We start from the raw sequence: 24,580 nt of genomic DNA, 5'->3' as shown, positions 1-24,580 counted from the left end.
CAAGGCCTCAGGAGGGGGAGGGGTCACTCCTCCTTGGGTGCGGCGTCCGCGCGGACCATCACGCAGTCGAACTCGACGACCCGGCCGGTGCTCTCCTCGCGCGTCACCGGGTACATCCCCGAGATCTCGAACCCGCTGCCCTCGTACGTGGCGATCGACTCGCTCATCCGGGGGCTGCCCTCGTAGAGCCGCAGGGCCGCGACCTCCGACTGCATGCCCACGAAGTCCGCGATCCGCTCACCGGCCCCCGCGAACACCTCCAGGTCGTAGCCCTGGGTGTCCATCTTCAGATACGGCCGGGGGTCGGCGATGCCGTCCAGCGCCTTCTCCAGCATCCCGTCGAGGCGCCGGATCTCGATCTCCTCGGTGTTGGTCTTCGCGAACCGGAGGTAGCGGTCCTTGCCGTAGTCGCTGGGCGGGAGAAGGGAGTTCATGGTGTTCCAGCCCACGTGGATGGACTGGGCGGAGTCCTCACGGCCGAGCCCGACGTTGTACACCCACCAGTCGTCGTCCTTCTTGGCGGCGCGCTCCAGCTTCTCGAAGGCGTCCTTGGTGGGTTCGAAGGAGACGATCCGGCCGGTGTAGCCGAGTTTGCGCAACCGCCGCCCGTACTGACCGGAGTTGGCGCCCACGTCGAAGACACAGTTGACCTGGTACTTCTCCAGCAGGGCCGTAACGTGCTGGGTACACAGATACTCGGCGGCGGCCAGCTGGAAACGACGTTCGTCCGCCGCCGAGGCCGTCTCGTCGACCAGCAGCCGCCCACCGGACTCGCCGAAGGAGACACTGCCCCAGACGTCACCCGGCGCCGAGGGCTCCCGGGCGACCACCCACATGTCCGCCTTCGCCTCCGCGCCCACCGGTGTGACCACGTACGATCCGCTGCCGCGGGTGATCAGATCGGCGGCGCGCCCCAAGGGGACGCGGGTACGTTTGCCGCGCCGGTAGACCACCGCCGCACCCGAACCGAGATCAAGAACCCGCACCCCGATCCGGGGCAGCAGACCGAGCATTCTTCTGTAAAGGGTCGGCATCCCCACACCCTTTCAGACTCCTGTGGGACACGGGAGTGGTCGGAGAACTTTCGAGCGGAAGGACGGAAAGTGAACACGAGCACCGATCCGGAGAAACCGGCGACGGCCGCCGCACTGGGCATGCTGAGGCATCCCGAGGGCGGCTGGTTCGTGGAGACGTGGAGGGCGGCGCGGGACTTCCACCCCGACGGTTACCCGGGTCCCCGGGCCGCCGCCACCGCCATCTACTTCCTCTTGTCCCCCGGGGAGACCAGCGCCTGGCACACGGTCCGCTCCGACGAACTGTGGCTGTGGCACCGCGGCGGCCCCCTCGACCTGCTCCTCGGCGGCGACGGCGAAGCCCCGGACGCGGAGCCGGCGGTCCTGCGTCTGGGCCCCGCCCTGGAAAGCGGCGAGCGCCCGCAGATCCTGGTCCCCGGCCACGTCTGGCAGTCCGCCCGCCCGGCCGGCGACCAAGAAGTCCTGGTCAGCTGTGTGGTGGCCCCCGGTTTCGACTACGCCGACTTCCGCCTCCTCGGCAACGGGCCGTGAACCACCGGCAACTCTGCCGTGAACCACCAGCAACTCTGTACATCCTTGGCGGCTTTGTGACCTCCGCCCCTGGTTGCCGATCGCCGGGGGCGGGCATCACCCGAGGGCAGGACCGGCCGCGCGCTGTTTCGCGCGGGTCCCGGCCGGCGGGGGTCCGGTCGCCGGGTACCGGTTGTCCTGGGAGGGGAAGTGAGGTTGTCATGCGTGCGCAGCAGCGCGCCGTCCGACTGACCGCCCGCGTGGAGTACACACTGCCGCGCGCGGCCGTTTCGGCAGGCAGGGCCCGCAGGTTGACCTCGGCGTTCCTGACCCGTCCGCGTCCGCGGACGGCGGCGCCGACCGCCGACCAGGTCGACGACGCCACGCTCATCGCTTCGGAGCTCGTCGCCAACGCCGTCCGGCACGGCCGTACGGGCTGCCGGCTGCGGCTGCAGCTGGGACAGAGCGGCGAAGTGACCGTCGAGGTCCATGACGACAGCCCCGGCCGCCCCCGGGTCGGCCTGGTGGACACCGACGCCGAAAGCGGCCGCGGCCTCGCGATGGTCCAGCAGCTCGCCCACCGCTTCGAGGTCGTCAACACGGGCGTCGGCGGCAAGACGGTCCGGGCGATCCTGGCGGTGTAGCCCCGCCCGCCTCACCCGGGAGAGTGACCCGGGGCGAACCGTCCAGCGGAGTCGACCGGTGGAGAGCCCGCCCGCAGGTAGAGACAAGCATGCGCTTCTCTCCTCACGAGCCTCACGAGCTCCACCTGCCGCAACCGCCGCGTAAGCCAGGCAAGCCGCGCGCACCACGCGAGCCGCGCAAGAAGTTCCGGGTGGCGGCGGTCGCGGCCACGACGGCGCTGGCGGGCGCCCTGACCGCCCTCCTGCTGCTGCTCTCCGGCAACGGAGGCGCGTCCCCGCACCCGGTCTCGGTGGACGAAGCCGAACGCATGGCACTGGCCCGGTTCCGCGCGTACGAGGCGAGTCCTGCGGAGGTGATGGTGCGGCTGCCCGCGGCGGAGTCGGGGGACGGGACGATCACGGTGCGTGCGGTGGTCGACCACCATGTGCACCGGGCCGTGGGCGCGTACGAGATCGTCGACGACACCCGGACCGTGCAGGGCCTGCTCGCCTGGGACCTGGAGGGCATTGCCGTGGCCCGCCCGCCGACCGCCGCGCCCGGCGCCGAACCCGGCCGGACGACGGCCGGACCCCCCGCCCCGGACATCGTGACGAGCGCCGCGCAGGCCGTCCGCAGGGCCGGCACCCTCAAGCGCGAGGAGTGGACCCGCCGCCCCTACTCCACGGCGCCTCTGGACCGAGCCCTGCGTCTGGTGGTGTCCGTGGCCGCGGACCGGCCCGACAACGCGGCACTCCTCGCCCGTTCGGGTCCGCTGTGGCTGCGCGACGAACGCCTGGACGGCCACGGTTACGGTGTCTTCTCCGGCCCGAGCGCCTCCGCGAGCCCCGTCGACGACTCGACTCTCACCTACTGGATCGACACCGACGGCAATCTCCGCCGCGTCACGTCGCGGATGTCGCCGGGCCACTACGCGACGGTGGACTTTGTGGCGACGAGGGTGCGGACGGGCGTCCCCGGCGCCCCGTGGATGAAGGGCTGAGGAGACCTTCATCGACTGCGGCGGTCCGGCCGGTCCGGAAAAAGGCCCGGGGCTGCTGGGCCGAACGGGGTGTTACGCGGTCTCGGCCCAGCTGGGGACGGCGGAGCGGGCCGGGGTGACGGCCGGATGGCAGACGAAACCCAGGCGGGTGAGGGCGCGGGCGACCTCGACCTCGGTGAAGTCACGGCGGTCCTGCTTGGTGATGACCTCCCCGACCTGCTTGACGGGGTAGGTGTGCGGGCCGACGACCACGGACGCGCTGGTGACGGGTTCGGGCTCGCGGCCCGCCATCGAGTGCTCGACCTCACTCTTGATGAGGTCGAAGGGGAAACGGGCGATCACACAACGCATGGTGTCTCCGCGGGATGAAGTTTCACGGCGCCGGAAGGTGGGCACGGCAGACCGGAAAGTGGGCACAGCGGCCAGAAAATTCGCCGGAAATTCAATCCGGAACGACCGGGAACGGCGGGGGCTGAACCGGGGCCGAACCGGACGGAAGAAAAAAAGCAGGTGGCCGGGGCCCACACCTCATGGTGCAGGTCCCGGCCACCTGTAAGCGTCGGCCGACTCAGAAGTCAGGCGTCAGCGGGTCCCGGACTAGGCGGGGACGATGTTCTCCGCCTGCGGGCCCTTCTGGCCCTGCGTGACGTCGAAGGTCACCTTCTGGCCTTCCTGGAGCTCACGGAAGCCCTGGGTGGCGATGTTCGAGTAGTGGGCGAAGACGTCGGCGCCGCCGCCGTCCTGCTCGATGAAGCCGAAGCCCTTTTCCGCGTTGAACCACTTCACGGTGCCAGTAGCCATGTCAAATCTCCTTCGGGGCAAAGCTCGAGGACCCACACTGTGCGGGTCCGCGTCGCCGCAATGATTGCCCCATCCGGAAAAACTTCCGGATAATTCAGAAGCGACCGACCGGTACGGACCGGAAAGTACGCTCCAAGACTTTGGGAACCACAACTGCAACTGATATCGACACTAGCACGTGCGGCTCCCGAAGGGCGGCGCACTATCTCACCCCACCCCGGGGAATAAAAAAACCGCCCGGACGGCGGCCCATTTTCTACCACGGTCATGACAGATATGCGCCCGCGGAGCCTCGCCGGGGCGGTCCTGCGGGCAGGGGGCGGTCCGGGCAGGGGCGGGGTGATCGGCCGGGCCGCTCACCCGGACGGCCCGGTACGGCTGGTGGGCCGCGGGGCCCGGTGGTGGCGTGGGAGGGACACTCGCGCGTCCGCCCCCTGGAGGCCCCCGCCATGAAGGTTCCGAACGGTCCGACCGCTCCGAACGGTCCGTACCGTCTCCTCGCCCGCGTCCTGACCGCGGGCGTCCTGGTGTCGGCGTCCGCGTGCTCGTTGCACGGCGTCGTGAGGTCCGCGGACGCGCCGTCCATCGTGCCGCCCGCCACCTCCGCCACCCCCTCCCTCACCGACGCCCAGGCCTCGGCCGCGCTGATCACCCAGGGCGAGCTGGGCGGTCGCTGGTCCGCGACGCAGGGCGGGGCGACCTGGCGGGACGGGCTCCTCAAGACCAGGACGGACGCGCCGGACTGTCAGCGACTGCTCGACGGTCTGTACGCCGAGGATCTGCTGGGCGAGCCGACGGGAGCCCGGGCCGTCGTGGGCCTCGACGAGAGCGGCAACGCGGCGCAACTGCGCTACCAGGTCGCCGCGTACGCCGCTCCTTCGGAGGTGGACGCCAAGCTGGCCTGGTTGCGGACGCTGCCCTCGAAGTGCGGGCGGTTCACGTCCACGGACGTGCGGGGTGGGCGGCTCGACGTGACGGTCGTGCCGGCGGTGTTGCCCGGGGTGGGCGATGCGCGGGAGGGGCTGCGGCTGACGATGAGCGGGGCGTCGGCCGCCGACGCCGGTGACGGTTCCGGCGCGGTGCCGATGCTGACGCTGGACTTCGCCGCCGTGCGGGTCGGGGACCGCGCGGTCTCCCTCACCAACGGCGGGCTCGGCGGGGCGGCACAGGACTCCACGCAGCAGGCCGTCCAAGTCGGTACGCAACGACTCCAGGACGTCCTGGCGGGCCGACCCCCCACCACCGCGCCGGCCACCCCCACGACCGGGCCGGGCCACTCCACCACCGGGCCGGGCCACCCCCTCACCGGCAGGCCCACCGAACCCCTCGCCGAGAGCCCCGCCGACACCGACAACAACACCACCGACAGCACCACGGCCGACACCACCGACACGGCTGACACCGCCGACACCGCCGACACCGCCGACAACGCCCAGGAGGGCTGACCCCGGGGCCCGACACCAGGACGGGGCTCCGCCCCGAATGCCCCGCCCACCCGAAGTGCCCTGCCCGCGGGCCCGTGGAGGCTGGGCGCGCAGTTCCCCGCGCCCCTAAAACGGGGCTCCGCCCCGAATGCCCCGCCCACCCGAAGTGCCCTGCCCGCGGGCCCGTGGAGGCTGGGCGCGCAGTTCCCCGCGCCCCTGAAACGGGGCTCCGCCCCGAACCCCTGGCCGGCGCTGAGAGTCCTGGATCGTTCGGCGTTCGAGGACGGGGCGCGGGGGCGGTCAGGCCAGTTGGTCGACCGCGTCCTTCGCCTCCTTGAGGCCCGCGCCCGTGGCCTCGCGGTACGCCTTGATCGCCTGGATCTTCCTGCCGTCGCGGGCGAGCGCGGCGACCTGTTCGAGCTCCGGGTCGGCCTCCGCCAGGCCCAGGTGGTCGAGGATCCGGTCGAGCTTCTTCTCGACGCGGGCGATTCTGCGGTCGTTGCGGCTCAGTCTGCTTTCCAGGCCCGCGTAGGCCGCGAAGACGATCATGGAGAGGACGAAGAAGCCTAGTGTTCCCATGGAGTCAGATCCTAGGGAAGCGCTTCTCCCCGGACTCCCGTTCGGGGAGACAACGGGCACCTAACCGGCCGGTACCGCCACCACGGAAGGCGTTGTGGGCGCTGACGGCGTGGGCGTACCGGCGGTCCGGGCGGGATAGGTCGCGGCGCCGCCGGTGCCGCCCGGCAGGACCGCGCCCTCGGTCGCCGACGGCGGCAGGTCCGTCGCCGGGGTCGGGGTGGTCGCGGCCCTGATCTCGATCACCGCGCCCGGCGCCAACTCTTTGTACAGCCACACCGCGTCCGCGCGGCGCAGGCCGATCCATCCGGTCGTGACGTCGTAGTTCCCGGGGGCCTTCTCGTCGCTCGTGAGGGCTCCGACGAAGTTCGTCGTCCCGTCGGCGGCACGCAGACCGATCACCCAGGCCACTTTCTGCAAGTCCTTGCCCGCGAACAAGGACAGCGTCCTGACGCTGTCCTTCGTGACGACCATCATCCGTCCCGTGGCCGTTGGGTAGCGGACGGAACCGGAGGAGATCGGCAGCTCTCGGCCCGCGACCGTCAGCACACGCCGCGAGAGGTCGACGGTGGCGACGGGCGCGGCCGGGGAGGGGCTGCTGGGCGGGGCGGTGGGGCTCGAGGCCGGGGAGGGGCGGTCCTCGCGGTCGCCGCCGGTCAGGTTCAGGGCCAGGAGCAGGGCCAGGCTCGCGGCGGCGCAGGCACCGGCGACGGTCACGGCGGTCCATCGAAAACGCCGGCGCCTGCGGCGTACGGCCCGCAGCCGGATCTCGGCGCCGGACACCGACGGGGGAGTCTCGGCGTCCTGAGCCAACTCTCGCAGGCCGGAGGCGAGTTCATCGGACACGGTCGTCCTCCCTCTTCCCCTCGTCCGTCGGATGCAGCGAGCGCGCGGAGCCCGGCGAGTCCGGGGAGCCCGCGGACGGCTTCCCCCTGTCCGCGCTCTTCTTGCCCCCGTCGACGGTCTCCCACTCGTCCGCCGTCGCCAGCGTCTGCGCCAGCGCCGCCCGGCCCCGGGACAGCCGGGCCTTGACCGTGCCCACGGGGGCACCGGTTTCGGAGGCTACCTGCTCGACACTGAGGTCGCACAGATGGTGCAGGACCAGCGCCCTCCGCTGCGCCTCGGGCAGCGTGCGCAACGCGTCGACCAGCGCGGTGCGCTCGGGGTCGGGGCCCGGCGTGTGCTCGGGCGGCGGGGTGCGGCGGACGAGTTCAAGCCAGCGGCGCGCGCGGCGCCAGCGGCTCACCGCGAGCCGCATCGCCACGGTCCGTATCCACGCCTCCGGCGCCCCTTCGGCGAGGAAATCCCGCCGCCGGTCCCAGGCGCGGACGAACGCCTCCTGGACGACGTCCTGCGCCTCGCCGTGGTCCCCGGTGAACGCGTACAGCTGGCCGGTCAGCCGGGGGAACGCGGCGGCGTAGAACGCGTCGAACTCTTCCTCGGTCATGCCCCCCGTCTCCTCCTCGGTCGTGCCCCCGCCGAAGACTTCGGAATTTCAACTGCCCCGTGCAACCCGGCGGTCCGTGCCGTGCGTACAGGTCCCGTACGCCGCACATCGAAACACACCGCAGGGGGATCAGGATGACCAGGAGAGCCAGGAGCCGTCGTATCGCGGCCGGCTGGACGGCGGCCGCCCTGTGCGCGCTCGCGCTCGCCGGCTGCTCGAAGGCGGCGGTGACGGGGAGCGCGGGCACCGAGGTGGACACGGCGGCGAAGCCGGACACGACGGCCGGCCAGAAGCCGACCACCCGGCCTGTCGAGACCACACCCCTCGCGAAGCTCACCGGCGCGCACATCAACATCGCCGACGGGCAGACCGTGGGCGTCGGCATGCCGATATCCGTGACCTTCGACCACGCGATACCGGCCGGTGAACGGGCCGAGGTGGAGCGGCAGTTGAAAGTCGACGCCGCTGTCGAGGGCTCCTGGAGCTGGGTGAAGGACCGCGATCTGCTGGAGGGGCAGCGGGTGGACTTCCGGCCGCGCGCGTACTGGAACCCGGGCACCGAAGTCACGGTACGGGCGGGCTCGGGCATCACCCGGCACTTCACCGTGGGCCGTTCGCTCGTCGCCACGGTCGATGTGCGCACGCACCTGATGAGAGTCGTCAAGGACGGGCAGACCCGGAACGTGCCCATCACCGCGGGCGCCCCGGGCATGGACACCTGGAACGGCACGATGGTCGTCTCCGACAAGGCGACCAAGGTCTTCATGAACTCGCAGACCGTCGGCTACGGCGACGCCTACGCGGGCTATTACTCCTACGCCGTCCACCTCACCACCTCCGGGACCTACCTCCACCAGAACCCGAAGGCCAATACGTACGCCGGGCACCAGAACGTCACCCACGGGTGCGTCGGGCTCGCGACGGACGGCACCGCCAAGAAGTTCTACGACGAGGTCATCCCCGGCGACGTCATCACCGTCGTCGGCTCCAAGGACACGGTGGCCGTGGGCAACGGCTACGGCGACTGGAACGCGGACTGGGCCCAGTGGCGGGCCGGCAGCGCGCTGAAGTGAGCGTGCGGGCGGGAGAGCCGGGTGTTCAGGTCCCGGCTCCCCCGCCCGCCCGCACCCCCCACGTACCCGACTCCGAGGGACCGCAGGCAGTGCCCCACACCTCCTCCCCCGCATCCTCCGACGCCGCGCCTGCCGGGAAGGGCGAGTTCGCCCCGTACGCCACCGCGGCCTGGCCCCGTCTGGTCCGCACCGCGCACCTGCTCACCGGCGACCTCCACGAGGCCGAGGATCTCGTGCGGACCACACTCGCCCGGGTCCGTGCCCGCTGGCGGCACATCCCGCGCGACGACGTCGACTTCTACGTACGGCGCTGCCTGGTCAGAACCCACCTCGGCCGGACGCGCAGGAGACGCACCGCCCGTCTGCTGACGCCGCTCCTGCCCGAGCAGGCGCGCCGGGCCCTGCCGGATCCCGCGAGGGCCGCCGGCCGGCGGGACGCGTTCGGCCGGGCGCTGGCCGCGCTGCCCCAGCGGCGGCGGGCCGTGGTGGTGCTGCGCCACTGGGAGGGCCTCGGCGAGGCCGAGATCGCGCAGCTGCTCGGCTGCTCGGCCGGCACGGTCAAGGCGCATGCCCGGCGCGGTCTCGCGGCCCTGCGCGCCCATCCCTCCCTCGCCGCCCGCCTCGCCGCCCCGTGCGTCGCCCCCTCCGTCGCCCCGTCCCCCGCTCGCCGACACCCCGTCTCCGGAGCCCGCTCATGAAACGTCACCGCAAGTTCCCGCGTCCCTCGGCCGAGTCCGAGCGGCTGCGCGAGGTGTTCGCCGAAGCCGCCTACGACGTCACCCCCTCGGCCGTGCCGCTGGCCGCCATCGAGCGCGCGGGCCGGCGGCGCGGACGGCGTCGCACGGCCGCGGTGGCGGGGTCCGCGTGCGCGCTGCTCGTGGTCCCGCTGGCCGTGATCGCCCTGCGCGCGGCCGTGACCCCGGGGTCGGGCGACGAACGGTGGACGGCCCCCTCCACTACGCCCATGGCCACGGTGCGGGTCGTGACCGCCGGCGAACGGGTCGAGGTCGCGCACGGCATCAAGATCTGGCTCACCGAGGACGGCGCGCACTGGTCCTCGGCCGCCGGCTCCGGGCCGCTGTTCAGCAGTGTGAAGGACGGCGCCGACAAGCCCGGCGTCACCGTCCAGCAGGAGGGCGCGGGGGACTGGGGGTACTTCCTCTCCGGTGTCTACCGCGGCAGGCGCGAGGCGGCGCGGGTCGAGATCGAGACCACCGCGGGCCGGGTCGCGGGCACGGCCCTCACCCTCGCGGGCGGACCGCACTGGGGAGTCTGGTACGCGATGGTGAGCACGCCGAAGTCGGTCGCGCCCGGCAGGCCCGTCGATGTGACCAGGAGAGTCACGGTGTACGACGCGGCGGGCGGGGTGACAGCGAGCACGGGGGCCGGCCGGTGAACGCCGCGGACGTGGACACGGGCACAGGCGCCGTCGGCACCGGCGTCACCGTGACGGCCGATGACCACGGCGGGGGCGGAGGCCCCGGCCACGGGCCCGGCGGCGGACGCCACGGCGCCGGTGGGCGCGGCCGGCTCATGGCGGGCCTGCGACGCAGGCTCGTCAAGCGGCGGATCCGTATCCGTCGCACCCGCGGGCGCCGGCTGCGCCGCGCGCTCATCGTGCTGCTCGCGCTCCTCGCGAACCTCGTCGGCGCGGCCGTGGTGGCGTACCACCTGACGAAGATCCCCGAGCCGCACCCGGAGACGGCCATGCAGAGCACGGTCTTCGTCGACGACCACGGCGACTACCTGGGCCGGCGCGGCCCCGTGGACCGGCAGGAGATCCCGCTCTCGCAGGTCCCCCGCTATGTGCAGGAGGCTGTGATCGCGGCGGAGAACCGGTCCTTCCGCACGGACACCGGGATCTCCCCGAAGGCGATCGCCCGGGCCGCCTGGTCGACGGTGAGCGGCGGCGGCCGGCAGGGCGGCTCCACGATCACCCAGCAGTACGTGAAGAACGCCCTGCTCAGCCCGCAGCAGTCGCTGTCCCGCAAGGCGCGCGAGGCCTTGATCTCGATCAAGCTGGACCGCACCCGTTCGAAGGACGAGATCCTGCAGGGCTACCTCAACACGGTGTACTTCGGCCGGGGCGCGGCCGGCATCCAGTCCGCCGCCAGGAACTACTTCGGCGTCGACGCCAAGGACCTCACGGTGAGCCAGGGCGCGGCGCTCGCGTCCGTCATCAACATTCCGTCGTACTACGAGAAGGCCGGCTCCGACCCGAAGGTGACGGCCAAGCTGGTGGACCGCTGGGAGTGGGTGCTGGACGCGATGGCGCACAGCGGCGCGATCACGTCCGCGCAGCAGGCGGCGGCCCGTTTCCCGGCCTTCCGTTTCTATCCGCCCGGCGACACGGACGGCCAGCGCCAGTACCTCATCGACGCGGCCGCCTCGGAGGCCGCCGACCGGCTCGGCATCACCGAGGACCAGCTTGCCCGCGGTGGTTACACGGTCCGTACGACCTTCGACCTGACGGCGCAGGACGCGACGGCGGAGCTGGCGGCCGACGGCACCGACAAGAAGCCCGGGGAGAAGACGGCCGAGGCGAAGGCGGCCGAGGCGAAGGCAGGTGGAATGAAGCAGGCCGAGGTGAAAACGACCGGGGACGTCCGGGTCCACACGGCCGTGGTCGCGCTGGTCCCCGGCGACGGCGCGGTCCGCGTGCTGTACGGCGGCGCGGACTACGCCAGTCAGCCCTTCAACGACGCGCGGGACGGAGCGGTGGAGGCGGGCACCGCGCTCCAGCCGTTCTCCGGCATGAAGCTGCTCGCCCCCCTCACGCACCTCACCCGCACCGCGGCGCCGACCCCGCTCCGGCTCGCCTCCGCGTACGCCACGGCGGCGGCGCACGGCGTCTACGCCACGCCGTACACGGTCGCGAAGATCACCCGCGCGGGCCGCACCCTCTACGAGGCCCGCCCCCGCACCCGTACGGCCATGACACGCGCCGACGCGGGGATGGCCGCCAAGCTCCTGTACGGCCGGTCGGACGCTCCTCCGGCCATCCAGACCGGTGCCGCGGGTCTGCGCACGCTCTGGCAGACGACCTACGACGAACGCCTCACCCTCACCGTCGCCCTCTTCGCGGAACACCCGGCCAAGGGCAAGAAGGCGGCCCTGCCCGCACCCCTCCCGTACACGGCGGAGAACCGTTCGCTGTCCGTCTCCGAGGGCGTCTGGTCCAAGATCGTCGGCACCGCCGAAGGCCACGATCCGGCTGCGGAACCAAATCCGGGGCTTCCAACCGGCCAAACAAAGCCCATACTGGCTACACGATGACGAAACCCTCCGCGCCCCGGCGCCACCTGCCCACCAGCCCCTTCGCCGCCCCGGTCGTCCCCGTGGCCAAGGAATTCAGCCTCGGAGACCGGGTCACCCACGACCAGTTCGGCCTGGGCACGATCATCGGTGTCGAAGAGGGCATCGCCATGCTCGTCGACTTCGGCTCCCGCCAGGCCCGCATCCTCAGCCCCTACACCCGGATGGACCGGCTCTGACGCACGTCACGAGCCCACACCTCGCGACCGCGCACCTCACGAACGGCCCACTCCACTAGCCGCTCGCCGCTCGTCGGCAGAGGCTGGACGTATGACCGTCCCGGCGCGTGATGACCTTCCCTTCGACGATCTCACGGACTTCGAGAACGCCGATCGGGGGTTCATCGCGGCGTTGGACCCGCCCGTGATCACCGATGCCGAGGCACAGATCGTCTACGACGGGAACGCGTACGCGTTCCTGGACGAGGACTGCCCCGACACCGCGCACCCCAGCCTGTGGCGCCAGTCACAGCTGTGCGCACGCCACGGCCTGTACGAGGTCACCGAGGGCGTGTACCAGGTGCGCGGCCTCGATCTCTCGAACATGACCCTCGTCGAGGGCAGGCACGGCGTGATCGTGATCGACCCGCTGATCTCGGCGGAGTGCGCCGCTGCCGCGCTGGGGCTCTACCACGAGCACCGGGGTGCACGGCCCGTGACCGGGCTCGTCTACACCCATTCCCATGTCGACCACTTCGGCGGCGCCCGCGGAGTGGTGGCACACGGCGGCGAGAGCGGGCTGCCCGTCCTCGCGCCCGATGGCTTCCTCAAGCACGCGGTCAGCGAGAACGTCTTCGCCGGCAACGCGATGCTGCGCCGGTCGGCGTTCATGTACGGCTCCCGGCTGCCGAGGGCCCCGCGCGGCCAGATCGGTACCGGGCTCGGCACCACCATCTCCACCGGCACCGTCACGCTCATCGCCCCGAACGTGGACATCACCCGGACGGGGCAGGAGGAGACCGTCGACGGTGTGCGGTTCGTCTTCCAGCTCACGCCCGGGACCGAGGCGCCCGCCGAGATGAACTTCCTGCTCCCCGAGCAGCGCGCCCTGTGCGTGGCCGAGAACGCCAGTCACACCCTGCACAACGTGCTCACCCTGCGCGGGGCCCCGGTCCGCGACGCGCACGTGTGGGCCCGCTACCTCGACGAGACGATCGACGTGTTCGGTGACACCTACGACGTGGCGTTCGCCTCCCACCACTGGCCGATCTGGGGCCGGGCGAACGTCGTCAGGTTCCTCGGCGAACAACGGGACCTGTACGCCTACCTGCACGACCAGACCCTCCGCATGCTCAACCGGGGCCTGACCGGCACCGAGATCGCCGAGGAACTGCTGCTGCCGCCCGCCCTGGAGAGAGCCTGGCACGCCCGCGGCTACTACGGCTCGGTCAGCCACAACGTCAAGGCCGTCTACCAGCGGTACATGGGCTGGTACGACGGCAACCCCGCCCACCTCTGGGAGCATCCGCCGGTCGAACTCGGGCGGCGGTACGTGGAGTTGGCGGGCGGCCAGGCGGAGACCCTGGTCAAGGCGCGGGCGTACATCGACGCCGGTGACCTGCGGTTCGCCGCCACCCTCCTCAACCACCTGGTGTTCGCCGATCCGTCGAACAACGCGGCCAAGGACACCCTCGCGGGCGTCTACGAACGGCTCGGGTACGGCGCGGAGAACGGGACCTGGCGCAACGCCTACCTCACGGCCTCCCTGGAACTGCGCGCGGGCACCGCCGACATCCCCGTCGACACCACGAGCCCCGAACTGACGTCCGCGCTGACCGTGAGCATGCTCCTCGACTCGCTCGCCGTCCGTATCGAGGGCCCCCGCGCCTGGAACGAACACCTCACCCTCGACCTCGTCATCATCGACGAGCAGCGCCGCCACCGCGTGAACCTCCACAACGGCGCCCTCACCCACCGCGCCATGCCGGTCCATCACACCCCGAAGCCCCACGCGGACCTGACCCTGACCCTCACCCGCCCGGAACTGCTCGGGGTCGTGTCGGGCCAGGGCCTCGCGGGCATCGAGTCGGACGGCGACACCACCGTGCTGGCCCGGCTGCTGTCGTACGTCTCCGAGCCGGACAAGGCGTTCCCGATCGTGACGCCGTGAAGCCCCCGGGAGGGCGTGCCGGGGAAAAACCGTTCGACAGGTCCGGCTCCCCCCGATGAGGATCCGCGCTGTGACAGACAACGCTGCAAGAGACAACGTCGAGCAGGCCGCCCGCGTCCTCCCCGCCGGCCCGAAGGCGGTGCGATTCGTCGAGGTGACGAGCGCGGCCATGACCGCCCTGCTGGACTCCGACCTCGACCGGGCCGGTGCCGAGGTGGAGGCCGAACTCACCGAGTACTTCCTCAGCGACAGCGCGCGCTGGCTCTGGCGCTACCGGCTGAACCAGCTGACCGCGCGCCCCGAGTGCGCGGGATGGCTGTCCAAGGTCGTGATCGCCGAACCGGAGGGTACGGTCGTCGGCTACGCCGGGTTCCACGGGCCGCCGGACGAGACGGGCATGGTGGAGATCGGCTACTCCGTGGACCCCGCCCACCGCCGCCAGGGCTACGCACGGGCGATCCTGGCCGCGTTGATGCGCCGGGCCGCCGCCGACGCCCGGGTCCGGACCCTACGCGTGACGATCAGTCCCGACAACGCCGCGTCCCTGGCCACGATCGCCGGGTTCGGCTTCACGGAGGTCGGCGAACGGTGGGACGAGGAGGACGGCCTCGAAACCATCTTCGAGATCCCCGCCTCCGAGGTATCCGAGATATCCGCCCCCGGGACATCCGTCCGGGAGTCCGCGCCCCACCGCCGCCCGTAGGGGTTCTCCGGCTTCCCCGCCCCCGCCGCCCCTACCCGTCCCGTCCCAGGGGGCTGCGCCCCCAGCCCCCCGCTGTCGGCTTGGACGGCCTCGCCCTCAAGCGCCGGACGGGTCGAGGCCTTCGGAGGCGCGGGGAACGGTGCGAGCGGATCCGTTACAGCGGGGGCTGGGCCGGGGCCGGGCCCAGGGTGGTGGTGCCGGGAGCCGTGCGGTGGCCGAGGCCCGTGCGGTAGGCGTCGAGGGCCGCTTCCACCCGGCCCGTGCGGCGCAACAGGTCCCCGAGGAGACGGCACAGGTCGGCGAGATCCCCCGCCGCCCCCGCCCGCTCGAGAAGGCTCAGCGCCCGCACGTAGTGCTCCTCGGCGGACTCCGTGTCCCGGGCGTCCTCGGCGATGATGCCGAGCAGGCGGTGCGCGCCGGCCGAGTGCACGGCGCCGCGCTCGGGACTGAGGTCACCGAGCACCTCGTGGAGGAGGATGGCGGCCTCGGCCGACTTCCCCCGCCGGTGCAGTACGTCCGCGAGCTCCACGTTGACCTGGCTCGTGTACAGGGCGGCGCGCTTCGCGGAGAGCATCGTCTGCGCCTCCCGCAACTCGCCCTCGGCTCGCTCCAGTTCACCGTTCTGGGCGTACAAATAGCCGCGCATCCAGTGACAGTTGGCGAGCTCGGTACGGATCTGGAGCTGCCGGTAGAGCTCGGAGGCCTTGGCGAGGGAGGCGTCCGCCTCGGCGACCCGGCCCTCGGCGATCATCGTGCGGGCGACGGAGCGGTGCATCCGGGCGACGAGGGCCGGATCGCCCACCTGGGGCGCCAGGGCGAGCGCGAACTCCGCCGCCTGCGCGGCCCGCGCATGGGCGCCCATGTCCATGTACGGGGCGATGACGCCCGTGTACAGGAGCAGCAGCGCGTCCGGGTCGTGCATTCCCTTGCGGTTGAGCTCGTCGAGGGTGGACTCGAACAGATAACAGGCGTAGCGGAGTTCACCGGCGAGGTAGTGGGACACGGCCCGGCCGCGCAGGGCGGGCACCCGGTTCGGGAGGGGCGCGTCGCCGAGACGCTGTTCCGAGGCCTCGAAACGTTCCCGCGCGGTCTCCAGGTTCCCGGTCTCCAGGGCGCACTCGCCGAGCCCGAGCAACGCCGCGGCCTGCTCGGCGACAAGCCCGTGCGCGTCCGCCTCCGCGAGGAGCGCGTCGTACTGCTCCGCCGCGACCTCCGCCTCGCCGGTGGCGAGCGTGCGCTGGGCGTCGGTGAGCCGCAGCCGCAGATCGGTGGCGAGGTGGGCGGGGCGCCCGGTCGCGATCTCCTCGTACGCCACCCCGAGCCGCTCGGCGATGTGCCGCAACGCGGGCTCGGAGGCCCGCACCCGCCCGGCCTCCAGGGTGGAGATGTACGCGGGCGTGTACGCCGGTTCCGCCAACTGTTTCTGCGTCAGCCCGCGTTCCGTACGCAACTGCTGAACCCTGCGCCCGATGACCTCCGGGCCGTCACGCTCCGCCATGGATTAAGCATGCCATTAACCCGACTTACACTCGGCCAAGTTTTGACTATTGTCCAACTCCCCTTGCGCCCCTTGCCCTTTGATGCTTCGAACCCCTACGTTAAGCGGCGGATTAAGCCTGCTTAATACGCCGCTGTTGTTGCGAGGTCGCCATGCTCCGACGTATTTCCGCGCGCTACTTCAGAGGATTCGGTGCGGCCGTCGTCGCCGTCGCCGCCCTGGTCCTGGCAGCGAACGCCGGCCCCGCCCGGGCGGCCGAAGCCACCACCCCGCACCTCCAGCACCTTCAGCACCTCACGGGCCACGCGCAGGCCCTTCGCTAGACCGGCCGCCGACGGGAACTCCCCCGTCCCGTCGGCGGCCCCTACGCTGGCCCCGTGATCTCGCCTGCCGCACGCATCGCACTGGACCTCACCGCCGATCTCCCGGTTCCCGACCTGGAGGACTTCTACCGCGACCTGCACCGGCACCCGGAGCTGTCGACGCGGGAACACCGGACGGCCGCCGCGCTCGCCGACCGGCTGCGCACGTCCGGGTTCGACACGGTCACCGGCGTCGGCGGCACCGGAGTCGTCGGCGTCCTGCGCAACGGACCCGGGCCGACCGTGCTGCTGCGCGCCGACATGGACGCGCTGCCGGTGCAGGAGGAGACCGGACTGCCGTACGCCTCCCGGGTGCCCGGCGTGATGCACGCCTGCGGGCACGATCTGCACGTCACCTGGCTGGCAGGCGCGGCCCGGGCGCTCGCCGCCGGACGCGGCGCCTGGTCCGGCACGCTCCTCGTGCTCGGGCAGCCCGCCGAGGAGACCGGCGAGGGCGCCTCGGGGATGATCGCGGACGGACTGTACGAGAGGTTCCCGCGGCCGGACGTCCTGCTCGCCCAGCACGCGGCCCCCGGTCCCGCCGGGCTCTACGCCCACTCGCCCGGCCTGATCATGTCCGCCTCCACCGACGTGGACATCGTCGTGCACGGGCGGGGCGGGCACGGTTCGCGTCCGGAGTCGACCGTCGATCCGGTCGTCACCGCCGCGTACCTCGTGACCCGGCTGCAGACCGTCGTCAGCCGGGAGATCGCGGCGCGCGAGTCGGCCGTGCTGAGCGTGGGACGGATCGAGGCGGGCACCCGGCACAACATCATCCCCGCCGAGGCCCGGATCGCCCTCAACATCCGTACGCAGTCGGACGAGGTCCGTGAGCGGATGATCGCGGCGATCCGGCGGATCGCCGCGGGCGAGTGCCTGGCCGCCGGCTGCCCGCGCGAGCCCGACGTCGTCGTCGGCAACAGCTTCCCGGTCACCGTCAACGACCCGGAGACCGACCGCCGGGTCGCGGCCGTGCACGGCGAGGTCTTCGGCGCCCAGGCGATCCTCGACCCGGGCCCGGCGATGGGCAGCGAGGACTTCCCCCGGCTCGCGGAGGGGAAGATCCCGTACTCCTACTGGTTCGTGACCAGCACCCCGGCGAAGGTGTGGGACGCGGCCCCGGGGGACGACCTCATGGAGAAGTTCGCGGCCGTGCCCAGCAATCACAGCCCCCAGTTCGCGCCCGACCTGGCGACGCTGGCGCCCGGCGTGCGGACACTGGTGTCGGGGGCACTCGCGTATCTCGTCAGCCCGGAAGAGCCTTCCTGAGTTCCTTGTCCAGTTCGGCGGCCAACTCCGCGTCGCCCGGCGGGTCGTCGGTGAACAGCTTGCCCAGCTCGGTGGCGAACGTCTGGGTGAACGCGCCGTACAAGGGGGTGCGGGGGCGCTGGACGGCGCGCCGGAGCGCGGGGAGCAGGATCGTCCTGGCGTACCCGGGGCGCCCGTGGTCGTCGCGCGGCATGCGGTCGGCGCTCTCGCCGGAGGGGGAGGCCGAGGGGGACGCCGCTCCGGGTGTCCTCGCCACGTCGCAGGTCACGTCGTCGGTCGTGTACGCGGACTCCCGGGTGGCCGCGAACCCCGCGTCGAGCAGACAGCGTTCGCTCTCCTTGCTGGTGAGGAACCGTATCAACTCCCGTGCCTTGTCGGCCTGTTGGGACGATCCGGCCAGCGCCAGGTTCTGGCCGCCGAGCACCGCCCGGCCGGGCAGCGGAGCGACGCCGAGCTGCGCGTCGGTCAGCGACTGGTGCAGGGTGCGGTAGGCGTAGGGCCAGTGACGCAGGAACGCCGTACGCCCGTCCGCGAAGTCGGTGAGCGATTCGCCCTCGTCCGAGCGGACCGCGTCCCCGAGCGTGTACGCGCCCTGGGTGCGGGCGCGCAGCTCCGCGAGGCCGTCCGTCAGCTGCTGGACGGTGGCGGTGTAACGGCCGTCCTCGTCGGTGAGGCCGGCGCCGTCCGTGGCGGACAGGAACGCCTCGATCCCGTTGACCGTGCGGCCCTCGTACGGGCCGAGCTGGGTGGTCCAGCCCTTCTCGTACCCCTTGGGCCGCGACCGGCCCGGCGCCTCGACGGCGTCGATGAGGTCCCGCAGCTGCCGCCAGGTGATCCCCTTGCTCAGGTCGGTGTCCTGGACGTGCGCCTGCTTGAGGTGGTCCCGGCGGTAGTAGAGCAGGCCGACGTCGCTGTTGAAGGGGACGGCGTAGAGTTTTCCGCCCCAACGGGCCGTGCTCGCCACCGACTTGATGACGTCCGCGTCGACCAGGGCGTCCGGCAGCGCGCTGATGAGGTGCGCGGCGGCGAACTCCGGCACCCAGGTGACGTCCAGGTTGACGACGTCGTACTGGGCGCCGCCGGACTGGAGCGCGCCGAGCAGCTGGCTGCGCTGCTGGTCGGCGGAGCCCGGGAGTTCGACCAGGCGGGCGTGGACGCCGCTGTGTTCCCTGTCCTGCTGGGCGTTCCACGCGTCGATGAGCTGCTGGCGGACGCCGCCCTTGCCGGTCACGTCCCGCCCGCTGGCCACGACGATGTCCCCGGAGGCGCCGGGGGAGACCGTGGCGCCGGGTCCGGCCTGCCCGCCGCCGGTGCAGGCGGTCAGCAGCAGAGCGAGGGCCAGCCCATACCCGTGGACCCGCCCGTGGACTCGCCCGCAGATCCGCCCATGACCCCGCCCGGATGTCCGCCGCCGTCGCCGCATCACTCGTCCCCCGTTCCGGTGCGCGCGACCTCGTCCCGCAGGCCCGCCACGAGGTCGCCCTTGGTGTCCAGGCAGCGCCCGCCGCTCGCGTCCGAGATCCGCTGGTCGGGCCTGCCCTTGGCGCAGCCGCCGCTGTCGAGGGCCGCCATGACCACCGGAACGCCCTTGGTCCGAGCCGAGGTGAGCAGCTCGTCCAAGTGGCCCTTCGCCGTGAGGTGGTTGTCGTCCTCGTCGTCCGTGAGGAAGACGATCAGCTCGGGGCGGTCGTCGTCCCTGCCCTTCTGGGCCATGGTGTCCAGCGCCGCCTTCAGCGCGCCGTACGGGTCGGCCTCCGCGTCCTTGACCGCGGCCCGGTCGAGGGCCCGCTCGGCGTCGCCGCGCTTGTGGGGTCCGAAGGGCAGCAGTTCGGCGTACGGGCTCCGGCCCGGGGAGGCCACGGACCAGACGCCGTACTCGTCCTGGGTGCCGAGTCCGCCGAGGGACTGCTTGAGGATCCCGGGGGCGCCGCCCGGCCCCTGCCACAGGCCGGCCATCGAGCCGGAGCTGTCCAGCAGGAAGAGCACCCGGCCGGGTCCCTTGGCGTTGCGGTACTGGTTCAGGGCCGTGTCCATCGCCTCGGCGCCCGCGGCCCCGGCGGGCCGGCCGGGGTCGGAGATCAGACCGGTGGCCGAGTCGTGGGCGGCGAGGAAGGCGCGGGCGCCGGAAGGGGCGCGGAAGCCGTCCTGCCCGAACACCGCGAGACCGGTGCCCGTGAGCCAGTCGTGGAAGCGCTGTACCGCGTCGTCCCGGGCCGCCTCGTCGTTGTCGCCGCCCGTCCAGCGGACACGGACGAAGGTGGGGGTCAGGCCCGGCACGTCGTCGGGGTACTCGGCCCTCCGCGGGGTGCGTGTCGTCCGGTCGCAGCCGACCCCGCTCACCATCAGGAACTCCGGTACGAGGGCCGCGGTGCTCCGGTCGGTGTCCGCATTGTCGGGCAGGGTGCACAGCAGGTCACCGGCGGTGGGCGCGGGCGGTCCGGTCTGGGCCACGCTCCCCTCCGCCCGGCCCACGTCGGCCTTGCCCGGGCCGTAGAGGCCGACCGTGGCCAGCAGCGCGGAGTCGGTGTACTCCGGGTCCGGGCGCCGCATGGAGGCGCTCTCGTCCCGGCGCGCCAGCTTCGCCCGCAGGCCCGCGAGCGAGTCGCCGGTCCGGTCGCGCACCGAGTCCTCGGCGATGCCCTGCGGCAGCGACAGCACCATCGGGGAGTACGCGAACGGCACCGTGTCCGGCTCCAGCGTCACGTAGGTCCGCGCCACCCCGGAGGAGCGTGCCCTGGCCGCGGTCGCGCGTGTGCCCGGGATCCAGATGTCCGGCTGGGGCCCGATGTCGCGCTGCGGGTCGGTGTCGTCGCTCACCGGCCGTTGCCAGGGGTCCGACTGGTCGCGCAGGCCCGACACCACGGCCGCCGAGCCCGCGCCGTACACCGTGATCCCACTGCGCCGGCAGCCGCCGCCCGTGGTGTTCGCCGCCGACGTGAGATAGGTGTCGGCCGCCTTGCGGACGGTGGATTCGAGATCGGGGTCCGTGAGCAGCCGCAGTTCCACGGGCGGGCCGCAGGTGGACCGGTCGGAGGCCGCGTTGTCGACGACGAAGTAGCCGACGAGACCGAGGGCGGCGGCGAGGACGAGGAGGACGACGGCGGCACGGCGGGTCGATCGCCCGCCGGGGGCCTGGCCGGGGGGCCGGTTCGGGGCGGGAGCCGAGGGCCGGAGCGCGCCCGGGCCCACGGCCGCGGACCGTAACCGGGCCGCCGCCGCGCGCACCCGGGCCACCAAGGCGCGCCGCCGACGGCGACCGGACGCGGGGCGGCTCGCCGGGCCCGCTCCGACGGCCACCGCCCTGGAGCCGACGGTTCTCCCGGCTCCCGCCCGGATCCCCAGCACCACGTCCACCGGAGGGTTCTCCGTGCGGCTCTGCGGTTCCCACGCTTCGCCGCGCTCGGTCCGGTGGTGGGTGGACATGTAGGCCCTGAGCGCCTCCGCGAGGGCCAGGAAGTGAACCTCGTCGCCCCGCCCCTCGTCGCCCCGCCCCTCGCCCTCCTGATCCTCGATGCCCGACGTCAGCAGTTCCACCAGCCGGGCGGTGAACGGCGTGGGGGTGTCGGCGTCGCCCGCGTCGATGCGGTGGTTGGCCTGCACGCTCATCAGCACAGAGACGCGCCGTCGGACGTCGGGGCGCTCCACGGCCTCCCACACCCGGGCGGCGTTGCCCGCGTTGCAGCAGTCGAGGACGACCACGATCCGCTCCGCGTGGCTGTTGGCGAGGATGCGCAGCACGTTGGTGAACCGGGCCGCGCCCTCGAACCCCGCCGTCTCGCCCCGGACGACCTCGGCGTCGCGCATCTGCAGCCACAGTTCGTCGCCCGCGCTGGGCACGGCGCCGTGTCCGGCGAAGTAGAGCAGGAGCAGCCCCTCGGCGGAGCCGGCGGCCGCGCGCAGGGAGTGGCGGAAGTCGGCCAGCCGTGGTGAGCGCGCGACGGTGATCTCCAGGGGACGGAGGACTCCGCCCCGTTCCAGGGCCCGTACGAGCACGGCGAGGTTGTGGGCGACGGCGGGCAGCTGGCCCGGAACGCCGTCGCGGTGCTTCGGCCGCGTGAACTCGTACTCGGACACACCGACCAGCAGCGCCCGGTTCACCTTTCCCCGCGGGTCGAAGCGGTCCACCCGGCTACCTCTCGTCGGAACCCAGGGGATCGACACGGGCCTCCGGCGGATCGCCGTTCTCCACGGAGCCGCGGTTGTCGCTCCAGGCCCGTACCGCGCTCTTGACCTGTGCGAACAGTTCCTTGAAGAGCGTCTCGGCGCCCGCCCCGATCAGCACCAGCACGATGTCCATGCCGACGCCCATGGGCGTGCCGTGCTCATCGGTCCCGGCGCGCTCCTCGATCCTGAGATCGCCCCGTTTGACCAGCTGCTCCAGCGGCCTCTCCCGCTCGAGCCATTTCTTCAGGGCGCCGACATCGCTGTCGCTCGCCGTTCCGTCCAGACGCACGCGGATGGCCCGGGCTGCCACACCGTCCCCCTCAGCAGTCATGACTCACCATCATGGCACCGGAGTTGACGCCGGGGGAGGCTCTCGACAGGGGCGGAACGGCATGCCCACGCGTTTCTGGGACCCCTGCGCCTCCTGTTGTCAGTGCCATGACTTAACCTTTGCCCACTCGCCACACACGGCTCACAGGTTCTGCACGGATCGCAGGTCATACACGGCTCGCGGTCCTACCCGGCCAGGACATCACCCGACCCGTATCCGTGGCGTCCACACTTCGTTCCGGGGGGTTCGAATCAGCGTGCGTATGCGCACTCTTCCCGCCGCCACAGCGCTGGCGGTCCTCTTCAGCTCCGCGGTGCTCGTCGCCGCACCCGTGGCGTCCGCCGACACCAGCAGGCCCATCGCGGTCTCGGACGCGGACGACACGGTCGTCGACGGCGTCCATCAGCGGCTCTACTTCAGCGACCGCTACCAGAACCGGATCGTCGTCACCGACAACACCGGCAAGGTCGTCACCTCGCTCACCGGGCTGCCCCAGGTCCGGGACCTCGAACTGAGCCCGGACTCCGGCACGTTGTACGCGGCGGTCCAGGGGGCCGACAAGATCGTCGCCTTCGACACGGCGACGCTCACCCAGACCGCCGAGTACCCCACCGGCGAGAAGACCATCCCCTCCCGACTCGCCTACGCCGACGGCAAGCTGTGGTTCGGCTACGGCGACCAGTGGGAGTCCGGGCTCGGCGAGGTCGACCTGACCGCCGAGACGCCCACGGTGACCCTCGACCTGGCGGCCGGCCACGACTTCTCCAGCCCGCCCGAGCTCTACGCCGACCCCGACAACCCGGGCACGCTGCTCGCGCTCGACGCGCACATCAGCTCCGCCCCGATCGTCGTCTACGACATCTCCTCCGGCACCCCGGTGATCCGCGTCTCCGCCGAGAAAGGCGGCTTCTACCGCGACGCGGCGCTCACCCCGGACGGCCAGAACGTCGTCGTGGCCGGGCCCGGGAACCGGGCACTCACCGAGTACCGGCTCTCCGACCTGGAGCAGGTGCGCACCTACCCCGTGCGCGACGAACCGGAGACGGTCAGCGTCGCTCCGGACGGCACGGTCGCGGCGACCGTCCTCGACACCGACAACCTCGGCGACACGTACGTCTTCAGCGGCGGCTCCGACAAGCCCGCCAGCGTCCGCAACCTGTCGTCCAGCTGGATGCCGTGGTTCGGGCACTCGATGAACTGGTCGGCCGACGGCGGGAAGCTGTTCGTGCTGACCGGGTCCAACGAGTCCACCGAGTTCCACGCCGTCGACGAGCCCCGCAAGTACGCCGGCACCCTGACGGTCGACGCGCCCGCCACCGCCACCCGGGCCAAGTCCCTCACCGTCAGCGGCAAGCTCACCTCCGGTCTGGCGCTGCCCGCCGGGACTCCGCTGACCGTCACGCGCACCGACATGGAGTCGCCCGGCGGCAAGTCGCTCGGTACCAAGACCCTCGGGTCCGGCGGGAAGTTCTCCTTCAACGACACCCCGCCGGCCGGCGGCAAGGTGAAGTACACGGTGAAGTACGCGGGCGACGCCACCCACACCGCGGCGTCCGCCTCGGACACGGTGGAGGTCTCGCGCGCCACCCCGACGCTGACCCTGAACAACGATCGCAAGGTGTACGCGTACGGCACCGACGTGAAGTTCACGGCGCACCTGGGGTCGACGTACAAGAACCGCGCGGTCGAGATCTGGTCCGACCCGTTCGGCTCCGACAAGCCCAACAAGCTGGTGAAGTCCGGCAAGGTGAACTCCTCGGGCAACCTCACCGTGACGCTCGACCTCACGCGCGACGCGAAGGTCACCGCGAAGTTCGCGGGCGACTCGCGCTACAAGTCGAAGTCCGTGAGCAGCACGGTCGGCGCCAAGGTGAAGGTGTCCACGGCGATCAGCGGCCAGTACAAGAAGAAGTCGGTGTACGGCCACACGTACTACTACTTCCACAAGTCCAAGGACCCGCAGTTCACCACGACGATGACGGCGTATCCGCACCGTCAGCAGCGGCTGGAGATGGAGCTCTACTACCAGGGCACCTGGTACGACGCGGGCACCAAGTACTTCAAGCTGAGCTCCACCGGCGTCTCCAGGGTGCAGCTCGGCGGCAACCACGAGACGGGCTACCGGATGCGCGTGCGCTCCTCGTACTACAACGGCACGTCGGGCGACACCGTGAACTCGACGACGCACGGCGACTGGAAGTACTTCATCTTCACCAGCTGATTCATCGGCTGGTGAACCAGCCGAGCTGATACCTCGGCGCCGTGACCCGGAAGCCCGCCTTCCCCGGGGAAGGCGGGCTTCCGCATGTCTCGGGATCCGCACCCACACCCCGCACGGCG

At 72.0% G+C, this 24,580-nt stretch carries 23 protein-coding genes and 1 pseudogene; 14 read left to right on the top strand and 10 right to left on the bottom strand.

Going from position 1 to position 24,580, the window contains the following annotated elements; genetic code table 11:
- Positions 1-23 precede the first annotated feature (23 nt).
- Complete coding sequence (locus tag ACIRA5_RS16975; protein WP_403691454.1) at positions 24-1,034, bottom strand: FkbM family methyltransferase; 1,011 nt, start codon at positions 1,032-1,034, stop codon at positions 24-26.
- 69 nt (positions 1,035-1,103) lie between these two features.
- Here ACIRA5_RS16975 and ACIRA5_RS16970 point away from each other — a divergent pair, with 69 nt between their 5' ends.
- The 3 genes from ACIRA5_RS16970 (at position 1,104) to ACIRA5_RS16960 (ending at position 3,168) form a co-directional block, all read left to right on the top strand.
- Positions 1,104-1,565, top strand: a complete 462-nt coding sequence (locus ACIRA5_RS16970; protein WP_352049429.1) for a cupin domain-containing protein — start codon at positions 1,104-1,106, stop codon at positions 1,563-1,565.
- A 200-nt stretch (positions 1,566-1,765) separates the two neighbouring features.
- Complete coding sequence (locus ACIRA5_RS16965) at positions 1,766-2,188, top strand: ATP-binding protein (RefSeq protein WP_382338767.1); 423 nt, start codon at positions 1,766-1,768, stop codon at positions 2,186-2,188.
- Positions 2,189-2,277: 89 nt separating this feature from the next.
- Positions 2,278-3,168, top strand: coding sequence for a hypothetical protein (locus tag ACIRA5_RS16960; protein ID WP_403691452.1), 891 nt, complete (start codon positions 2,278-2,280; stop codon positions 3,166-3,168).
- A gap of 72 nt (positions 3,169-3,240) precedes the next feature.
- Here the strand turns inward: ACIRA5_RS16960 and ACIRA5_RS16955 are convergent, their stop codons facing one another.
- Together ACIRA5_RS16955 and ACIRA5_RS16950 are read right to left on the bottom strand one after the other, a co-directional pair.
- Complete coding sequence (locus tag ACIRA5_RS16955; RefSeq protein ID WP_403691450.1) at positions 3,241-3,519, bottom strand: SCO5918 family protein; 279 nt, start codon at positions 3,517-3,519, stop codon at positions 3,241-3,243.
- 246 nt (positions 3,520-3,765) lie between these two features.
- A complete protein-coding gene (locus ACIRA5_RS16950) occupies positions 3,766-3,969 on the bottom strand; it encodes a cold-shock protein (protein WP_010986199.1) in 204 nt (67 codons plus the stop codon).
- Positions 3,970-4,418: 449 nt separating this feature from the next.
- Here ACIRA5_RS16950 and ACIRA5_RS16945 point away from each other — a divergent pair, with 449 nt between their 5' ends.
- A complete protein-coding gene (locus ACIRA5_RS16945) occupies positions 4,419-5,414 on the top strand; it encodes a hypothetical protein (RefSeq protein WP_403691448.1) in 996 nt (331 codons plus the stop codon).
- A 279-nt stretch (positions 5,415-5,693) separates the two neighbouring features.
- Here the strand turns inward: ACIRA5_RS16945 and ACIRA5_RS16940 are convergent, their stop codons facing one another.
- The 3 genes and pseudogenes from ACIRA5_RS16940 to ACIRA5_RS16930 all read right to left on the bottom strand — a co-directional run.
- A complete protein-coding gene (locus tag ACIRA5_RS16940) occupies positions 5,694-5,972 on the bottom strand; it encodes a ribosomal protein L7/L12 (RefSeq protein WP_403691447.1) in 279 nt (92 codons plus the stop codon).
- Between the two features lie 60 nt (positions 5,973-6,032).
- On the bottom strand, positions 6,033-6,815 hold the full coding sequence (locus ACIRA5_RS16935; RefSeq protein ID WP_403691446.1) for a L,D-transpeptidase: 783 nt from the start codon (positions 6,813-6,815) through the stop codon (positions 6,033-6,035).
- Between the two features lie 106 nt (positions 6,816-6,921).
- A pseudogene (locus tag ACIRA5_RS16930) lies at positions 6,922-7,416 on the bottom strand (SigE family RNA polymerase sigma factor); the annotation flags it as partial.
- Positions 7,417-7,550: 134 nt separating this feature from the next.
- Here ACIRA5_RS16930 and ACIRA5_RS16925 point away from each other — a divergent pair.
- The 7 genes from ACIRA5_RS16925 (at position 7,551) to ACIRA5_RS16895 (ending at position 14,616) form a co-directional block, all read left to right on the top strand.
- Complete coding sequence (locus tag ACIRA5_RS16925; protein ID WP_403691444.1) at positions 7,551-8,489, top strand: L,D-transpeptidase; 939 nt, start codon at positions 7,551-7,553, stop codon at positions 8,487-8,489.
- A gap of 89 nt (positions 8,490-8,578) precedes the next feature.
- The gene (locus ACIRA5_RS16920) at positions 8,579-9,187 is read left to right on the top strand and encodes a SigE family RNA polymerase sigma factor (protein WP_403691442.1); all 609 of its coding nucleotides are present in this window, start codon (positions 8,579-8,581) and stop codon (positions 9,185-9,187) included.
- Complete coding sequence (locus ACIRA5_RS16915) at positions 9,184-9,885, top strand: hypothetical protein (protein ID WP_403691441.1); 702 nt, start codon at positions 9,184-9,186, stop codon at positions 9,883-9,885. Before ACIRA5_RS16920 ends, ACIRA5_RS16915 begins: the two co-directional genes overlap by 4 nt.
- A complete protein-coding gene (locus tag ACIRA5_RS16910; RefSeq protein WP_403691439.1) occupies positions 9,882-11,765 on the top strand; it encodes a transglycosylase domain-containing protein in 1,884 nt (627 codons plus the stop codon). The genes ACIRA5_RS16915 and ACIRA5_RS16910 overlap by 4 nt, the downstream gene beginning before the upstream one ends.
- Complete coding sequence (locus ACIRA5_RS16905; RefSeq protein WP_054234148.1) at positions 11,762-11,983, top strand: hypothetical protein; 222 nt, start codon at positions 11,762-11,764, stop codon at positions 11,981-11,983. Before ACIRA5_RS16910 ends, ACIRA5_RS16905 begins: the two co-directional genes overlap by 4 nt.
- A gap of 91 nt (positions 11,984-12,074) precedes the next feature.
- The gene (locus tag ACIRA5_RS16900) at positions 12,075-13,913 is read left to right on the top strand and encodes an alkyl/aryl-sulfatase (RefSeq protein ID WP_403691437.1); all 1,839 of its coding nucleotides are present in this window, start codon (positions 12,075-12,077) and stop codon (positions 13,911-13,913) included.
- 70 nt (positions 13,914-13,983) lie between these two features.
- Positions 13,984-14,616, top strand: a complete 633-nt coding sequence (locus ACIRA5_RS16895) for a GNAT family N-acetyltransferase (RefSeq protein WP_403691436.1) — start codon at positions 13,984-13,986, stop codon at positions 14,614-14,616.
- Between the two features lie 154 nt (positions 14,617-14,770).
- Here ACIRA5_RS16895 and ACIRA5_RS16890 read toward each other — a convergent pair whose 3' ends face one another.
- On the bottom strand, positions 14,771-16,114 hold the full coding sequence (locus ACIRA5_RS16890) for a helix-turn-helix domain-containing protein (protein ID WP_403691434.1): 1,344 nt from the start codon (positions 16,112-16,114) through the stop codon (positions 14,771-14,773).
- Positions 16,115-16,266: 152 nt separating this feature from the next.
- Here ACIRA5_RS16890 and ACIRA5_RS16885 point away from each other — a divergent pair, with 152 nt between their 5' ends.
- On the top strand, positions 16,267-16,437 hold the full coding sequence (locus ACIRA5_RS16885) for a hypothetical protein (RefSeq protein WP_403691433.1): 171 nt from the start codon (positions 16,267-16,269) through the stop codon (positions 16,435-16,437).
- A 54-nt stretch (positions 16,438-16,491) separates the two neighbouring features.
- Positions 16,492-17,745 (top strand): amidohydrolase, encoded by a 1,254-nt coding sequence (locus tag ACIRA5_RS16880; RefSeq protein WP_403691431.1) that lies wholly within the window; start codon positions 16,492-16,494, stop codon positions 17,743-17,745.
- On the opposite strand, the gene ACIRA5_RS16875 is transcribed toward ACIRA5_RS16880, so the two are convergent.
- From ACIRA5_RS16875 to ACIRA5_RS16865, 3 genes are read right to left on the bottom strand one after another with little or no spacing between them, the layout of a single operon-like run.
- Complete coding sequence (locus tag ACIRA5_RS16875) at positions 17,723-19,168, bottom strand: extracellular solute-binding protein (protein ID WP_403691429.1); 1,446 nt, start codon at positions 19,166-19,168, stop codon at positions 17,723-17,725. The two genes, ACIRA5_RS16880 and ACIRA5_RS16875, sit on opposite strands and share 23 nt — an antisense overlap.
- Positions 19,168-21,870 carry a caspase family protein gene (locus ACIRA5_RS16870; RefSeq protein ID WP_403691427.1) on the bottom strand — a complete coding sequence of 901 codons (2,703 nt, stop codon included), beginning with the start codon at positions 21,868-21,870 and terminating at the stop codon, positions 19,168-19,170. The genes ACIRA5_RS16875 and ACIRA5_RS16870 overlap by 1 nt, the downstream gene beginning before the upstream one ends.
- Positions 21,871-21,874: 4 nt before the next feature.
- Complete coding sequence (locus tag ACIRA5_RS16865; RefSeq protein WP_403691425.1) at positions 21,875-22,240, bottom strand: hypothetical protein; 366 nt, start codon at positions 22,238-22,240, stop codon at positions 21,875-21,877.
- 262 nt (positions 22,241-22,502) lie between these two features.
- On the opposite strand from ACIRA5_RS16865, the gene ACIRA5_RS16860 reads away from it, so the two are divergent.
- A complete protein-coding gene (locus ACIRA5_RS16860; RefSeq protein ID WP_403691424.1) occupies positions 22,503-24,461 on the top strand; it encodes an Ig-like domain repeat protein in 1,959 nt (652 codons plus the stop codon).
- Positions 24,462-24,580: the final 119 nt, after the last annotated feature.

The organism is Streptomyces sp. NPDC096311, assembly GCF_044763085.1.
Taxonomy (GTDB): domain Bacteria; phylum Actinomycetota; class Actinomycetes; order Streptomycetales; family Streptomycetaceae; genus Streptomyces.
The sequence above is the reverse complement of the archived record's forward strand: the minus strand, read 5'-3'. Positions and strand labels throughout refer to the sequence as shown.

Coding starts and splice junctions, on each gene's coding strand:
- ACIRA5_RS16915 (WP_403691441.1), top strand. CDS start 9,184: ATGAAACGTCACCGCAAGTTCCCGCGTCCCTCGGCCGAGTCCGAGCGG.
- ACIRA5_RS16925 (WP_403691444.1), top strand. CDS start 7,551: ATGACCAGGAGAGCCAGGAGCCGTCGTATCGCGGCCGGCTGGACGGCG.
- ACIRA5_RS16885 (WP_403691433.1), top strand. CDS start 16,267: ATGCTCCGACGTATTTCCGCGCGCTACTTCAGAGGATTCGGTGCGGCC.
- ACIRA5_RS16975 (WP_403691454.1), bottom strand. CDS start 1,034: ATGCCGACCCTTTACAGAAGAATGCTCGGTCTGCTGCCCCGGATCGGG.
- ACIRA5_RS16905 (WP_054234148.1), top strand. CDS start 11,762: ATGACGAAACCCTCCGCGCCCCGGCGCCACCTGCCCACCAGCCCCTTC.
- ACIRA5_RS16865 (WP_403691425.1), bottom strand. CDS start 22,240: ATGACTGCTGAGGGGGACGGTGTGGCAGCCCGGGCCATCCGCGTGCGT.
- ACIRA5_RS16875 (WP_403691429.1), bottom strand. CDS start 19,168: ATGCGGCGACGGCGGCGGACATCCGGGCGGGGTCATGGGCGGATCTGC.
- ACIRA5_RS16860 (WP_403691424.1), top strand. CDS start 22,503: ATGCGCACTCTTCCCGCCGCCACAGCGCTGGCGGTCCTCTTCAGCTCC.
- ACIRA5_RS16955 (WP_403691450.1), bottom strand. CDS start 3,519: ATGCGTTGTGTGATCGCCCGTTTCCCCTTCGACCTCATCAAGAGTGAG.
- ACIRA5_RS16950 (WP_010986199.1), bottom strand. CDS start 3,969: ATGGCTACTGGCACCGTGAAGTGGTTCAACGCGGAAAAGGGCTTCGGC.
- ACIRA5_RS16940 (WP_403691447.1), bottom strand. CDS start 5,972: ATGGGAACACTAGGCTTCTTCGTCCTCTCCATGATCGTCTTCGCGGCC.
- ACIRA5_RS16960 (WP_403691452.1), top strand. CDS start 2,278: ATGCGCTTCTCTCCTCACGAGCCTCACGAGCTCCACCTGCCGCAACCG.
- ACIRA5_RS16945 (WP_403691448.1), top strand. CDS start 4,419: ATGAAGGTTCCGAACGGTCCGACCGCTCCGAACGGTCCGTACCGTCTC.
- ACIRA5_RS16890 (WP_403691434.1), bottom strand. CDS start 16,114: ATGGCGGAGCGTGACGGCCCGGAGGTCATCGGGCGCAGGGTTCAGCAG.
- ACIRA5_RS16965 (WP_382338767.1), top strand. CDS start 1,766: ATGCGTGCGCAGCAGCGCGCCGTCCGACTGACCGCCCGCGTGGAGTAC.
- ACIRA5_RS16900 (WP_403691437.1), top strand. CDS start 12,075: ATGACCGTCCCGGCGCGTGATGACCTTCCCTTCGACGATCTCACGGAC.